This window comes from Flavobacterium zepuense (assembly GCF_007097145.1).
GTDB classification, from domain to species: Bacteria; Bacteroidota; Bacteroidia; order Flavobacteriales; family Flavobacteriaceae; genus Flavobacterium; species Flavobacterium zepuense.
Map to the genome: position 1 here is coordinate 207,169 of NZ_VJVZ01000010.1, position 14,831 is coordinate 221,999.

At 38.6% G+C, this 14,831-nt stretch carries 14 protein-coding genes; 7 read left to right on the top strand and 7 right to left on the bottom strand.

The annotated features are described in order from the left end of the window. Positions 1-77: 77 nt before the first annotated feature. Both FMM05_RS15655 and dnaB read left to right on the top strand, forming a co-directional pair. Entirely contained in the window at positions 78-1,031 is a 954-nt protein-coding gene (locus tag FMM05_RS15655) for an acetyl-CoA carboxylase carboxyltransferase subunit alpha (RefSeq protein ID WP_143374337.1), read from the top strand. A gap of 152 nt (positions 1,032-1,183) precedes the next feature. Beyond that, positions 1,184-2,737 (top strand): replicative DNA helicase, encoded by a 1,554-nt coding sequence (dnaB, locus tag FMM05_RS15660; RefSeq protein WP_143374338.1) that lies wholly within the window; start codon positions 1,184-1,186, stop codon positions 2,735-2,737. A gap of 279 nt (positions 2,738-3,016) precedes the next feature. On the opposite strand, the gene FMM05_RS15665 is transcribed toward dnaB, so the two are convergent. The 4 genes from FMM05_RS15665 to FMM05_RS15680 are packed head-to-tail and all read right to left on the bottom strand — an operon-like array spanning position 3,017 to position 5,383. Beyond that, a complete protein-coding gene (locus tag FMM05_RS15665) occupies positions 3,017-4,480 on the bottom strand; it encodes an aminoacyl-histidine dipeptidase (RefSeq protein ID WP_143374339.1) in 1,464 nt (487 codons plus the stop codon). Between the two features lie 26 nt (positions 4,481-4,506). Continuing rightward, complete coding sequence (locus FMM05_RS15670; RefSeq protein WP_143374340.1) at positions 4,507-4,848, bottom strand: DUF5615 family PIN-like protein; 342 nt, start codon at positions 4,846-4,848, stop codon at positions 4,507-4,509. A gap of 1 nt (position 4,849) precedes the next feature. After that, positions 4,850-5,083 carry a DUF433 domain-containing protein gene (locus tag FMM05_RS15675; RefSeq protein WP_143374341.1) on the bottom strand — a complete coding sequence of 78 codons (234 nt, stop codon included), beginning with the start codon at positions 5,081-5,083 and terminating at the stop codon, positions 4,850-4,852. A gap of 39 nt (positions 5,084-5,122) precedes the next feature. Further along, complete coding sequence (locus FMM05_RS15680) at positions 5,123-5,383, bottom strand: (2Fe-2S) ferredoxin domain-containing protein (RefSeq protein WP_143374342.1); 261 nt, start codon at positions 5,381-5,383, stop codon at positions 5,123-5,125. A 67-nt stretch (positions 5,384-5,450) separates the two neighbouring features. Between FMM05_RS15680 and FMM05_RS15685 the strand changes: the two genes are divergently transcribed. The 4 genes from FMM05_RS15685 to FMM05_RS15700 are packed head-to-tail and all read left to right on the top strand — an operon-like array spanning position 5,451 to position 8,564. Next, a complete protein-coding gene (locus FMM05_RS15685) occupies positions 5,451-6,512 on the top strand; it encodes a DUF3810 domain-containing protein (protein WP_143374343.1) in 1,062 nt (353 codons plus the stop codon). 42 nt (positions 6,513-6,554) lie between these two features. After that, on the top strand, positions 6,555-7,049 hold the full coding sequence (locus FMM05_RS15690) for an RNA polymerase sigma factor (protein WP_143374344.1): 495 nt from the start codon (positions 6,555-6,557) through the stop codon (positions 7,047-7,049). Between the two features lie 13 nt (positions 7,050-7,062). After that, positions 7,063-7,704 carry a hypothetical protein gene (locus tag FMM05_RS15695; protein ID WP_143374345.1) on the top strand — a complete coding sequence of 214 codons (642 nt, stop codon included), beginning with the start codon at positions 7,063-7,065 and terminating at the stop codon, positions 7,702-7,704. 2 nt (positions 7,705-7,706) lie between these two features. After that, complete coding sequence (locus FMM05_RS15700) at positions 7,707-8,564, top strand: TraB/GumN family protein (RefSeq protein ID WP_143374346.1); 858 nt, start codon at positions 7,707-7,709, stop codon at positions 8,562-8,564. 38 nt (positions 8,565-8,602) lie between these two features. On the opposite strand, the gene FMM05_RS15705 is transcribed toward FMM05_RS15700, so the two are convergent. Next, on the bottom strand, positions 8,603-9,406 hold the full coding sequence (locus FMM05_RS15705; RefSeq protein ID WP_143374347.1) for a lysophospholipid acyltransferase family protein: 804 nt from the start codon (positions 9,404-9,406) through the stop codon (positions 8,603-8,605). A 39-nt stretch (positions 9,407-9,445) separates the two neighbouring features. After that, the gene (locus FMM05_RS15710) at positions 9,446-10,012 is read right to left on the bottom strand and encodes an NUDIX hydrolase (RefSeq protein WP_317129576.1); all 567 of its coding nucleotides are present in this window, start codon (positions 10,010-10,012) and stop codon (positions 9,446-9,448) included. 144 nt (positions 10,013-10,156) lie between these two features. On the opposite strand from FMM05_RS15710, the gene FMM05_RS15715 reads away from it, so the two are divergent. Further along, positions 10,157-10,600, top strand: coding sequence for a DUF4268 domain-containing protein (locus FMM05_RS15715; protein ID WP_143374349.1), 444 nt, complete (start codon positions 10,157-10,159; stop codon positions 10,598-10,600). A 346-nt stretch (positions 10,601-10,946) separates the two neighbouring features. On the opposite strand, the gene FMM05_RS15720 is transcribed toward FMM05_RS15715, so the two are convergent. Beyond that, a complete protein-coding gene (locus FMM05_RS15720) occupies positions 10,947-14,219 on the bottom strand; it encodes a T9SS type B sorting domain-containing protein (RefSeq protein WP_185965606.1) in 3,273 nt (1,090 codons plus the stop codon). Positions 14,220-14,831: the final 612 nt, after the last annotated feature.

Consider the following 14,831-nt stretch of genomic DNA (forward strand, 5'->3'; position numbering starts at 1 on the left):
CCCACGGGCTTTGGCATACTCAATTAAAAAGTTTTATCTTTGCATCTTCACACAAACTATAAAAATCTGCCTATACTATGGAATATTTAGATTTTGAACTTCCTATAAAGGAACTTGAAGAACAGTTAGATAAATGTACGATCATAGGCCAGGAATCAGATGTGGATGTATCTAATACATGCAAACAGATTGAGAAAAAACTGGAGGAGACCAAGAAAAAAATATATAAAAACCTAACGGCATGGCAAAGGGTTCAGCTTTCAAGGCACCCAAGCCGCCCGTATACTATCGATCATGTAAAAGCCCTTACCGGCGATACGTTCCTGGAGCTTTTTGGCGACCGTGGGTTTAAAGATGATAAAGCCATGATAGGCGGGCTGGGCAAAATAGGCGGACAAAGCTTTATGATTATTGGCCAGCAAAAAGGTTTTAATACCAAAACAAGGCAGTACCGTAACTTTGGTATGGCAAACCCCGAGGGTTACCGCAAAGCGCTGCGATTAATGAAGATGGCCGAGAAGTTTGGCATACCTGTTGTAACCTTGGTAGATACCCCTGGTGCGTACCCGGGACTTGAAGCCGAAGAACGCGGACAGGGAGAGGCCATTGCCCGTAACATTTTTGAAATGTGTTTGCTTAAAGTGCCTATTATTACAATAATAGTAGGAGAAGGCGCATCGGGTGGTGCATTAGGCATAGGTGTGGGAGACAAAGTATACATGCTGGAAAACACATGGTACTCTGTAATTTCGCCGGAATCATGTTCTTCTATTTTATGGAGGAGCTGGGAATACAAAGAACAGGCGGCTGAGGCTTTAAAGCTAACGTCGTTTGATATGAAAAAACAAAAACTGATAGACGATATTATACCTGAACCGCTTGGAGGTGCCCACTACGATAGGGAAACTACCTTTAAAAACGTACAGGAATATATACTTAAAGGTTATAATGACTTAAAAGACTTATCAACACAGGAACTTGTTGCAAAAAGGATGGATAAGTACAGCAAAATGGGCGAATTTAAAGAATAAACGCCATTAGCTGCAAATTTTATCCGAAGCCTTATAGCTTCGGATTTTTTTTGGGTTATCAACAACAAAAGCTTAGTTATAAACAGGTTATAAACAACCCCTTCTTAACAATTGCTTAACGTTGCGCCCGCCAATTTAAGTACATTAGCACTATGGAAAATAATTTCAGGAATACTAACGCCGCTACGCGGATAGATAAGACTACCATTATCAGTTTAGAAAAGGGCAAGCTGCCGCCGCAGGCGCTTGACCTTGAGGAGGCCGTATTGGGCGCCATGATGATTGATAAAAAGGGGGTTGATGAAGTTATTGATATCCTTCAGCCGGATGCCTTTTATAAAGATGCCCACAAACACATTTTTGAGGCCATTGTACAGCTTTTTAACGATACGCAGCCTATTGACTTGTTAACAGTATCAGCACAGCTTAAAAAGAGCGCAAAGCTGGAACTGGCAGGGGGCGATTTTTACTTAATACAGCTTACGCAAAAGATATCATCGTCTGCACACATAGAGTTTCACTCGCGCATTATCCTGCAAAAGTTCATCCAACGCAGCCTTATCAAGATATCAAGCGAAATTATCGAGGAATCGTATGATGAGACTACCGATGTTTTTGACCTGCTTGATAAAGCCGAATCGAAACTGTATGAAGTTACGCAGGGTAACATAAAACGAAGTTCAGAAACTGCACAAAGCCTTGTAATACAGGCTAAAAAGCGTATTGAAGAAATTGCCGGTAAAGAAGGTTTAAGTGGTATTGCCACCGGTTTTCACGACCTGGACAAGCTTACATCGGGTTGGCAGCCAAGCGACCTTATCATTATAGCTGCAAGGCCGGGTATGGGTAAAACGGCATTTGTACTTTCTATGGCACGTAATATTGCTATAGATTTTGGCCATGCCGTGGCGCTGTTCTCCCTGGAGATGTCATCGGTACAGTTAATTACCCGTTTGATATCCAGCGAAACCGGGTTATCGTCAGAAAAACTGCGTACCGGTAAATTAGAAAAACACGAGTGGGAACAGCTGAGTATCAAGGTAAAAGACCTTGAAAAAGCGCCACTTTACATAGATGACACCCCTTCCCTGTCTATTTTCGACCTTAGGGCGAAAGCGCGTAGGCTTTCGTCGCAATTTGGTATCAAGATGATCATTGTCGATTACCTTCAGCTAATGACGGCCGGCGGAAGCGGTAAAGGCGGCGGTAACCGTGAGCAGGAAATCTCTACCATTTCCCGAAACTTAAAAGCCCTTGCAAAAGAGCTTGCCGTGCCGGTAATTGCACTATCTCAGCTATCGCGTGCTGTAGAGACCCGTGGATCGAGCAAGCGCCCGCTACTATCGGATTTGAGGGAATCAGGAGCGATCGAGCAGGATGCGGATATCGTATCGTTCATCTACCGTCCTGAATACTATAAGATTGAAGAGTGGGATGATGAAGAGCAGTCGCCTACACAGGGCCAGGCCGAGTTTATTGTTGCCAAGCACCGTAACGGTGGACTGGAAAACATTAGGCTTAAGTTTATTGGCAACCTGGGTAAATTTGACAACCTGGACGATTTTGGCTCTCCGTTTGACGAACTGCCAAGCAGCATGAACGACAGTGCGGCAGCCTTTTTAACCAAAAATTTACCAAGCGCTAACGACGCTTTTGGCAGCAACATGAACAGTGTAGGCCCGGATGATGATGATGTTCCGTTCTAAATAATTACTAAACCAAACAATTAAAGATATATGAGTACCACAACAAATGACACGCAGACTTTAGAACTTACAGAAACAATTCGCCAGATATATGTACACGGCGCAGAACACGTTACGTTTGAAAGTTAATTATAACCATACAGCGTTATAATAAAAACAGGCTGCCCTAATTATAAGTGCAGCCTGTTTTTATTTATACCAAGCCCGATAAAAAAACCTGCTTATTTCTAAACAGGTTAATTTCTTTATGACTTCCATCTGCCAACTACGACTGTAAACTTACTTAACTGGTATATTCTCCAGTATTTCCAATACAAATTTCCAGTATTTTTGGGCAGATGATATACTTGCCCTTTCATCGGGGCTGTGAGCGCCTTTAATGGTAGGCCCAAATGATATCATATCCATATCAGGATAATTAGTGCCCAATATACCGCACTCAAGGCCGGCATGGCAGGCAGCAACGTTAGGCTTTTCGCCGTTTTGTTTTTCGTAAATATCTTTAAGTACTACTAAAATAGCCGAATCTACATTAGGAGTCCACCCCGGGTACGAGCCACTTTGTGTAACCTCGCAGCCAATAAGCTCAAACGTAGCGCGCAGTGCATCAGCAAGGTCTATCTTAGAGCTTTCTACCGATGAACGCGTAAGGCAGCCAATGTATATTTTACCCTCTTTTACAATAACACGGGCAATGTTGTTAGAGGTTTCAACCAGATTAGCAATATCGGCACTCATGCGGTAAACACCATTGTGTGCAGCATATATGGCACGTATAAGTCCTTCCTGAACACCAAGATCCATAACCTTTGCAGGAACAGCATCAAGCTTTTCAAAAACAATTTCCAGGTTAGGCTCCATGGTTTTAAGCTCGGTTTTAATTTCGCGAACAACCTGTTGCATATCAAACACAAAAGCCTCATCAAAAATTTCTGAAATAATAACTGTTGCAACACTTTCACGCGGAATAGCATTACGCAAGCTACCGCCGTTGATCTCCACTATCTGAAGCCCGAAATTTTCGAAGCCGTCAAATAATAAACGGTTCATTATCTTGTTAGCGTTACCCAAACCTTTATGGATATCCATACCGCTGTGACCACCATTTAATCCTTTAACGGTAATTGTATAGGCCGCAGAATTTTCTGGAGTTTCTTCCTCGGTATAGCCACGTTCTGCGGTAACATCAATACCACCGGCACAGCCAATACCAATCTCGTCATCCTCCTCAGTATCTAAATTTAAAAGGATGTCGCCCTTAAGGATTCCGCCTTTAAGGCCCATAGCGCCGGTCATTCCGGTTTCTTCATCAATAGTAAACAGCGCCTCAATAGCAGGGTGTTTAATCTCGGTGCTTTCTAAAATAGCCATAATGGTAGCAACACCAAGGCCGTTATCAGCGCCAAGTGTAGTACCTTTAGCACGTACCCAGTCGCCATCTACATACATTTCTATACCTTGGGTATCAAAATCAAAAACAGTGTCGCCGTTTTTTTGGTGCACCATATCAAGGTGGCTTTGCAGCACTACTGTTTTACGGTTTTCCAATCCCGGTGTGGCAGGTTTTTTAATGATAACGTTGCCCACCTCGTCTACAATAGTTTCAAGGTTTAATTTTTCGCCAAAACTTTTAATAAAGGCAATTACCCTTTCTTCTTTTTTAGAAGGACGTGGTACCGCATTCAAGTCGGCAAATTTATTCCAGAGCGCTTTTGGCTCCAGGTTTCTTATTTCCTGGCTCATGTAAATGTTATGTATTTAGTGTTTGTTTATTCAAAAGCTTCTATCCTGTCTTTAAAAACGTTTACTAATTTGTTGTTTTTATTCAAGATTAATACATCGCTCCATAATTTTGATATGGTATCATAAAAATCCTTCATTTTCATGTTTCCAAACCTTATATGGATAATTTTGGGAGGAGGTTGACGCAATAAAATTTTATTGGAAAAATCGCTATCCTTAGTAAGGATCGTTAAATTATTTTCCTGAGCATATTTCCAAATCTGTTCGTCTGTCCATTCATCATTTATATCTTTTTGATGGATAAAACTATCAGAATTCCACAAGGAAAAATAATATGGAAGATTAACATCTATTAAAAAGTCGGCCATGTTAAGCGACAGTTTTAATCGTAAAGTTTCTACTCATTAAGTCAGATGCGAATTTTAAGCATGCATCAATATCTTCTATTACTAATGAAGGATATTGATTCAGAATCTCTTCTTTCGTTTCCCCTGCACTTAAGAATTCAAGAATAGTTTGCACAGTAATACGTTTGCCGCGAATGGTAGGTTTCCCGTTGCAAAGTTTCTCATCTATCGTAATCCTGTCAGTTATATATTCCATCTTTACAAAATATAGGTATACAAAGATAATCAATTTGAATTACAAAAAATACTCTTTAAAAATCCCCCTAACGTTCTTTTCATCTACCTCGCCCAGCCATATATTTTTAGGCTGAATGATTATAACCGGCGCAGATTTGCAATTATCGGTGCAATCCATACGCACTACAGTAACCTCTTTTTTAAGTCCGTTTTCTTTTATAGCCGACTTAAACTCATTGCGGATATCATCACTGTAGCGCCCGCACTTTTTACCATCGCAAACAAAAATAACCTTCTTGGGTGCATCAATCTTTTTCATTAGGCATTTGTGTCTATGCAATACAAAAATACTACTTATATTTACTTGCCCATTTTATTTAACCCAAATGAAGAAAAAGAAACTGCTCGCCCTATTCCTGCTTGTACAAATAATACTGGTAAACGTACTTTCTTTTTTTCCTGAGTTTATAGAAAATTATTACAGTAACGGACTTTACCCTTACCTATCGGGAGCGTGGCGTGTAATTTTAGGGTGGATAAGCTTTTCTATAGGCGATATTATTTACGGCATTGTAATTTTTATGGCACTACGCTGGTTATGGCAACGCCGAAAAACCTGGCGACGCGAATACAAACACAATATAATAAGGGTGCTGGCAGGTTTCTCTGTTGTGTATTTTTTGTTCAATTTTTTATGGGCGCTAAATTACCACCGTGTGCCGCTTCATAAAAAAATGAATATTGAGAAAGATTATACGCAGGAAGAATTGGTTGCTTTTACCCTAAAACTCATAGATAAAACCAACGCAATGCACGGCAAACTGCAAAAAAACGACAGCCTTAAAGTAATTGGTCCCTATTCGGTTAGAGAAATTTATGACCATACCCTTAACGGATATACTAACCTGGCAACAGAATTCCCTGATTTTACATATAAACACGAGAGCATTAAATCGTCGCTTATAAGTGTGCCGCTTTCATACATGGGGTTTGGCGGTTACCTTAACCCATTTACTAATGAGGCACAGGTTAACAGCGAACTGCCTAAATACAACCTGCCCACTACTGCCTGCCACGAAATGGCACATCAATTAGGCTACGCCAGCGAAAGCGAGGCTAACTTTATTGGATATATGGCTTCGGTTAGGAGTAATGATCTCTATTTTCAGTACTCAGCATACTCGTTTGCGTTAAAATACTGTATGCGCAACATCGCAAAATTAGATGAAGCAAAGGCCAAAAGCCTTGTGCCGCTGATTAAAAAAGGTGTGCGTGAAAATTTTAAGGAGAGCGAAGATTTCAATAAAAAATATGAATCGTTTATAGAAGATATTTTTGAGTACGTGTATGATAACTACTTAAAAATTAACCAGCAAAAAGACGGAATGGAAGGTTACAGTAAGTTTACCGGCCTGCTTATTAATTATTACAAAACAAAACAATTGTAATAGTCACTGTAACATTTTGCAGGTTTTATATACCAATGCTCTATGAGTTCATCTATTGAAAGGTCTTTTGTACAACAGCTTCAGGAAAATCAAAACCTGATACACAAAATTTGCAGGCTCTACACTAACAATGAAGATGCCCACAAAGACCTGTTCCAGGAAATTACCATACAACTCTGGAAAGCCTTTCCGCAATTTAGGGGCGAGGCCAAGTTTACTACATGGGCCTACCGTGTTGCCCTTAACACCGCTATTACTCTTTACAGGAAAAAGACACGCACCATAAGCACTATTGAGTTTGATAGTAAAATACACCGCTTTAACCAGGACGAATACAACTACGAAGAAGAAGAACATATTAAATTACTATACCAGGCCGTACAGCAGCTTAACGACATTGAAAAAGCGTTGGTTTTTATGTACCTGGAAGATAAAGATTATACCGAAATTGCCCAAACCCTTGGAATTAGCGAGGTTAACGCCCGCGTAAAAATGAACAGGATTAAAAGCAAGCTTAAAAAAATATTAAATCCGTAACAGGAGGAGAACAATGGACGAATTAGATAAATTAAAAAATCACTGGAAGCAAAACGAGCCCAGATTTCCGCAGATTTCTGAGAAAGAGATCTATGGGATGCTGCATAAAAAATCTTCCTCTATTGTAAGATGGATACTCATTATAAGCATCCTGGAGTTTGTATTCCAGGTAGGGCTTACCCTTTTACTTAACGATAATACCGGCGCACAGCCACTACATAATCTAAATATAGATTATATAATGATACCCATGACGGTTATAGGCTACGGCATAATCCTGTACTTTGTGTATGTGTTTTACATGCGTTATAAAAAAATATCGGCTACAGATAATGTAAAAACACTAATGGCTAATATTTTAAATACCCGTAAAGCTGTTAGTAATTACATATATACAAACCTTGCCTTTATAATTGTAAGTTTTGTTGTTTTAGTATTTGTCCTGTTTAATACCGATCCCGACCTGATTAACGCGATACAAAAATCAGAGGCTAATGGAGAAAAAATAACATTTTATCTTACCATTTTTGTATTTCTTGTTATTTGCATTGCTATCTTTATCGTTCTTGTATGGCTGTTTTACAGGTTACTATACGGTTTCCTGCTAAAACGCCTTAACAGAAACTATGATGAACTTAAAAAAATAGATTTTTAGCTATGAAAAAACTATTCATAACCGCTTTTGGCCTTTTTGCTGCATTTAGTGCCACTGCCCAAAAATTAGACAACAGCCTTTTATGGAAAATTAGCGGCAATGGCTTAAGTAAACCATCCTATCTTTTTGGCACTATGCATATATCATGCGATGCCACTCTTGATGCCGGTGTGCAAACCGCTTTAGAAAACACAAAGCAGCTGTATCTTGAGCTGGATATGGATGACCCTAAAATATCATCTGAAATTTTAGCCGGTATGAACATGAAAAATGGGGTTACTTTAAATTCCCTCGCCAGCACCGAAGATTATAAAGTGCTTGACGAGTTTTTAACTACCACATTGGGTGCGCCATCAGGGTCGTTAAAAACTGTAAAGCCTATGGTTATAAGCACACTGCTTATTCCAAAAATGATAGATTGCGAGCCACAGTCGTTTGAAATGGAGCTACTAAAATATACCCAGATGCAAAAAGAAGAAGTGTATGGGTTGGAAACCGTTAAAGAGCAGCTTACCCTGTTTGATAATGTACCTTACACCGAGCAGATGACCGATTTGATTAAAACAGCTTACGACAATATGAATTATGCTAAAGCAGAAACTCAGCAGCTTATGTTGCTGTATAAAAGCAAAGATATTAATGGCATATTAGAATTTATGAAGAAAGATGGCAACCCTTTATTTGCTAACCACATGGATGCCTTTATAAATAACCGTAACAAAAACTGGATACCCAGGATAGAAAAAATAGCTAAAGAAAAGCCTACCTTATTTGCCGTTGGTGCAGGGCACCTTCCGGGAGATAGTGGTGTTATTACACTACTTCGCAAACAGGGATATACTGTAGAGGCTGTTAAATAACTAAAAACAAAAAAGAGGCGCTTGCCTCTTTTTTGTTTTTAGTAGTTCCACTGGCGTTGCTTGTTAAGCTCTTCCTGTGCATCTAATACTTCTGTAGGTATAACTTTTAAGAATGATGGATGCTGCTCTATAGCATACTCTATCTTCTCTATAATCTGTTCTATGCTCTCGTTATCGTAATCTATAGCTAAGGGTTCTTTTACAATAAAAGATTGCAGTATACCCTTCTTTTTAAGCCTGAGGCCTTTTTTATCAAAAGACCGGCGAAAGCCATCTATTACTATTGGTACTACCAGTGGCTTATGCTGCTTTATAATGTGGGCTGTACCCTTCCTGATGGGCTTAAACGGCTTTGTAGTACCCTGTGGGAATGTTATAACCCATCCATCTTCCAGCGCTATCCTAATATTCTCGGTATCGTTAGGGTTAACGTCGCGCTTTACATCCTGCCCTTTTGCACGCCAGGTGCGCTCTACTGTTATAGCCCCTGCGTATGATAGTATACGCGGCAGCAGGCCCTCCTTCATAGTTTCCTTAGCCGCCACATAATAAATATTAAGTTTAGGGTTCCACAGGTAGCCTATGTTGTTTATATTATCTTCCCTACCCTTAAGGCTGGCATTAAATACATGAAACATGGCAACCACATCGGCAAAATAGGTTTGATGGTTGGATATAAAAAGTACGTTAGTTTGCGGTAACGCCCTTATAATTTCCGACCCATCTATCTTTAAGCTGTTAAAACCACGGTACCGGCGGTGCGTAAGTGCCCCAAAAACACGGATGAGCCATCGTTTTAAAAAAAGTATATGGCCAAAGGGATTTCTTTTAAATAAACCCATAATTAATACAAAATAAACAGCAAATTTACAAAATGCATATTATTTAAGTGCAGTTTTTATAGTTTCTTTAAGCTCGCTTAAAATCATTGCGGTTGCCCCCCAAACAATATGCTCCTCTACTTTAAAAGCCGGCACCATAATATTATTTTTAATATACGATGTTTGCATGGGTACACTTACAACTATAGAGTCATCCAAAAAAACATCCAGCGGCAGCTCTATAAGCTGGGCAACTTCATCAGGGTTGGGTTTAAATTCAGGCACGGATAGGGACAGCCCTAAAAACGGTGCTACCACAAAATTGCTGGGCGGTATGTAAATATCAGTAAAAGGCATTACAATATCAATATTTATTGGCTCAACCCCTATTTCCTCAAAGGTTTCGCGCAGGGCAGTATCGGCAAGATCTTTATCGGTAACTTCTGCCTTACCTCCGGGAAATGATATTTGCGCCGAATGGATGCCGGGATAGGTATTGCGTTTTATGAGTATAAGGTGAGTATTGTTATTTTTAGGGTAAAACAGCATCATAACAGCCGATTTCCTGGGGTTGTACTTAGAGTAATCTTCTACACCCAGCGTTTGCTGCCGTTCGATAGGTGCCATTTTTATGTGCGCATTAACCGCAGGCAGCTGCTGATTTAGTATTTTTGGGATTAATTTTGTAAATTCGGAAAAAAGCATCTTTCAACATTAAAATCTATAATGCTAAAGATACTTTAAAAACCCGCTGTAAAAAAGTAAAAAACAATGTTTAGTAAAGCAGAAGCACAACTAATGAAAAAGGAGTTTTGGACAGCCTTCGCCGAAATGTATCCGAGAAAATGGCTGTTGTATGACACCAAAATAAAAGATGTTACCTTTAAATTTTATGTAGATAATAAAAAGGCCCAGGTTATGCTGGAAATTGAGCCTAAAGATGACGAGAAACGCAAAATTTACTATGAAAAAATAGAGTCCCTTAAAGGCATATTGCTTGAAGATTTTTTACCCGAAGCCGTGTTTGAAAAAGACTATTACCTTGAGACAGGTAAAGCCGTGAGCCGTATATGGGTAGAACTAAACGGCATAAGCCTTTACAACCGTGCCAGCTGGGCCATGATATTTAGGTTTTTTAGCCTTAATATGGATGCCTTTGAACGTTTTTTTTATGAGTATGAAGACTACATAAAAGACCTTGACATTAATACATAAAAAAAATCCCACTATGGGGATTTTAAAGAAAACTAACTCTATTAACGTTTTTCTGTACAAACAATCCCCATAAACAAGTCTTTATAATACCATTACTTACTACAAGGCCCGGCTATACACACGGCGGGGAGTTGTTTTGTGCTTTCCTGAAAATTAGTAATTAATAGTTGGATGTAGTTTTGTTAGTTTCCTACCAAATATACCATCTTACATTTTTGTAAGCAAATTCTACCGTTACGGAAAATCCGCAATTAACATTTCTTTATAATTATAAAGAAACGTATAGTAATAAAAAATCCCCTCTAGTAAGGAGGGGATTCTCTAAATAAGTTAAATCAAAAGCAAATTATCGCAGCATGGCAAAGTGGCCTCTATATTCTTTACCATCTTCTCTCGTAACCACAAACCAGTAATCTGTTGAAGGTAGTTGGATGCCGTTAAGAGTACCGTCCCAACCTTTAGAGGCTGAGCCGAACGCGGTTATGATTTTACCATACCTATCCATAATAACAACTTTCATGTGGGGTTCCTTGGCAGCATATCGTATGTTCCAGGTGTCATGAGCGCCGTCTCCATTAGGGGTAAAATAATTTGGATAATTTAACAAAACAATTTCTTTAGTATCCTGCCCGCAACCGTGGGCATCTTTAACATACACAGTATACACACCTGCCTCAAGGCCTGTAAATACATTTTCATGCTGGTAGTTAACACCATCAAGAGAGTATAACATTTCTGCACCTTCGCCGGTAGCATAAATAGTGATCATATTTTCATCCTGAGTCCAGTCCTGAGTATCTATCTTTTTAATTTCAGGAGTTTCAGATCCTTTTATCTCAACTTCAGCATAGCTGTCACAGCTTGTAGTGCCATAACCGTTTTCTGCAATCAGGCTGTATATTCCGGGCTCTGTAACATAAATGTTTTGTGTAGTTGCACCGTTAGACCATAAGTAGCTGCTAAAACCTGCATTAGCTTTTAACAGTATCCTGCCTTCGTTACATATGGTACCTACTGTAGCAATAGTTGCCTCCCTGTACTGGCCAATAAATAACTTAAATGATGTTACACCGTGGCATAAAGAAATTTCGTTATGAACAAGCCTTGCAAATATTTCTTCGCCGTTACCTGTGCTCATGTGTAAAGCAGGTATTGCGTTAACACCCAGGTCGGCATCTTCAAAAGTAGCGTGGTAGGTAATTGTATACATTACACTGTTGCTGTTTAAAGGCCCAAGGATATCATCATCCTGATCTTTTAAGTTAAACTGGTAGTTACCACCGTTGTTGGCTTCTATACAAAGCACAAGGTCTTCCGGCTGTGTAGCATCGGCAATAGACGGCAGCGTTTGTACATTAAAGCCCTGAGTAACAATATTACCACAATCGTCTTCTATCTGGAAAACATATTCTGCCGGTGCAAGGTCTACAAATATGTTGCTTGTGCCGTTATCAAAAGAAAAAGGGGCGCCATTTTTCTCAATGATCTTATAAGCGGTAACCTGTCCTGTAACATCAAGGAATACATCATTTGGTTTACCAACACATGCAAGTGAGTAGGCTGTATTTATGCTAAACTGATCAGTATACGTAAACTCGCCCAACACACTTAAACAAATTGTATTAGCTGAAGAAGCGTTGCTAAATGTTTCAAATTTCTTAAGTATCCTGAATTTTCCCGTAAGGTTAAGATTGTTTCTAACTACGTAGTTTATAAGTTTAAAACTATTTGCAGTTACCGGTACTTCACCCTCTGTATATAATGTGCCGTTGTACATATTGCCCCAGGCATTGCTCTCAGGATAATATTTTTGCATCCAGTATGTAGCACCTTCGGTACCATTACTACTATCTGTAACTTTAATAGAGAAGCTACCACAACTTGCATTGTACACAAAATTGTCTGTAGCCGGGGTATATCCTAATACGTCAATAGTTTTTTCTTTAACAATACCACAAATATCTGTAGCAGTAAATGTGTATGTACCTTCCGGCAGGTTGCTCATATAAAAATCACCGTTTGCTATAATATTGGCCGATACATCATATGGTAAAGATTGTGCAAAGGCAGTAGGCGCAGCTGTAATTTGAACATTTGTAAGATCTCCGTTACCACTTTGATATCTAACTGTACCAAAACCAGGGTCGCATGCCGGCAGTGTTACAAGGAAAAAGTCTTTTTCTACAAAAGGCGGAACTGTTATATTTTTTGAGTAAGTAAAGCCACAATCATCTGTAAAAGTAATTGTATAGGCACCTATAGGCATATTTAAGAGATTAAGTTCTCCCTGAGTGTTTATTATAGATGATACATCTTGTGGCAGTGCCTGTGTTTGTGTATAAGCAGCCGGAGCGGCAGTTATAATTGCATTAACAATTTTAGTATCTGGTACAGATAGGTTTATCCTTCCAAATAAGGAAAAACACCCATTGTTAGTTGCACTTGCAGATGGTACAGGCTTAACAAATTCTATAAGCAGGGTTTCGGTATCAGTCCTTCCGCAAGAATCTGTAATCTCTACAACATAAGTACCAAAAGGAACCGGGTTGGTTGTACTGCCATAACTTACAGTAGATGCTGTGAAGGGGCCTGCAGGGGTGTTATTAAACGCTGCAGGGTTAAAGCCTGCAGGTACACTTATAAAGTTAACCGTATAAGAACCCACATATCTTGAAACATTAAGTTTTAAGTATTTATTTGCACATGGTGCAGTTGCCGGAGCAAGAGATAGTATTACAGCAGGATCTACCACAAAACTATTTGCATATACCGCAGAACAGCCATCGGTAACTTTAAGTTCATAAGTATAAGACTGTGTTTGATAACGAGGCAGCACTGCAGATACCGTTAACGAATTTGGATCACCTTCAGCAAAATATTGATCTATAACTATTTCGTTACCACTTATGTCAAGAGCCGATAGCGTATGCTTCACCGTTAGCGGATAGCTTATAGTCCCGGCAGATGGTGTAATGGTATTATTTACCGTAAAAGAATCGCAAAGCGGATTTGTAGCATCAGGGTAAGTAGCATCTGATATATTAAGTACTGCATTTATTAAAGATAGTGTGTAGGTTTTAACTTTACCTACACCACAGTTATTAAACACCCTTACTTTATAGGTACCTGCTGGTAGCGCTTCAAATATATTAGATGTTTGCATAGGCCTTAAAACGGGACCTGCAATAATTTCGCACGAGGCAAAAGTACCCGATGTAGTTTCTACCAGGATACTGCCACCTGTAGCACAGTTTTGATTTTCTGAAGACAGCGTAAACACAAGAGGCACGATTGCACTTGCTATGGTTACAGTTTGTTCTTTTGTACCAAGCTGGCTCCCTAAAGATTGTAATGCAACAACTTTATAAGTGCCCGATCCTAAGCTACCAAGGTATGGTGTGGTTAAAACAGCCACAGAGCTGGTCGTATTAGGCAACTTATACACCTTATAAAGCATAGATGCTCCCGGGGTGGTATTAGATACCGTAAAAGTTAATGAGCCATTACCTAAACAGGTTTCATCTGTCTTAGTAACCGACAGGTTAAAGTTTGTTACCTGAGCATTTACAAATGCTGTAAAGAATAACAAAATCAATGTAGCTAATTTAATTTTTTTCATACTGCTTGTAATTTTCCTTGTCATTTAAAAAACTTAGTTTTTGTTATGATATAACATTCACTCAATATTGAGTTTTCATCATCATCTACACTGCAATATTATAAAAAAAAAACATATAAATAGTTGATTTATAAGTAGTTAGACTTGTAATTCGTCGATGGTTTTTGTAATATCTACATATTAAATATTTCTTAAAACATACAATTGACTAAATATCAGATGCTTAACTAAACTTTAAGAAGTAGTTGTTAATATTTGAATAATGTTAAAATTTATCTTTTTATCGAAAAAATTAATAAATTTTGATTTTTTAATACATTAAACTCAAATAATTAAGTTAATATTTAAGAATAATAAAATATAAAACGAAAACATAACCTACTATGTATTAGGAATTTACTGTCATTTTTAACAAAAATTTTAGAATTTCTGCGTAAAATGCTTCATAATGAAGTTTTGTAATCAATATTTAAAAATCAAAGATGATTTAACAGCCTGTTTAAGTTGACAGAAGTGAGGGATTTATAATTTGAAGATCACTAAGAGGTGATTGAATAATATTCTACTATGGAATAGATAACTATCCAATTAGCCAACTTTGGGATATATCCC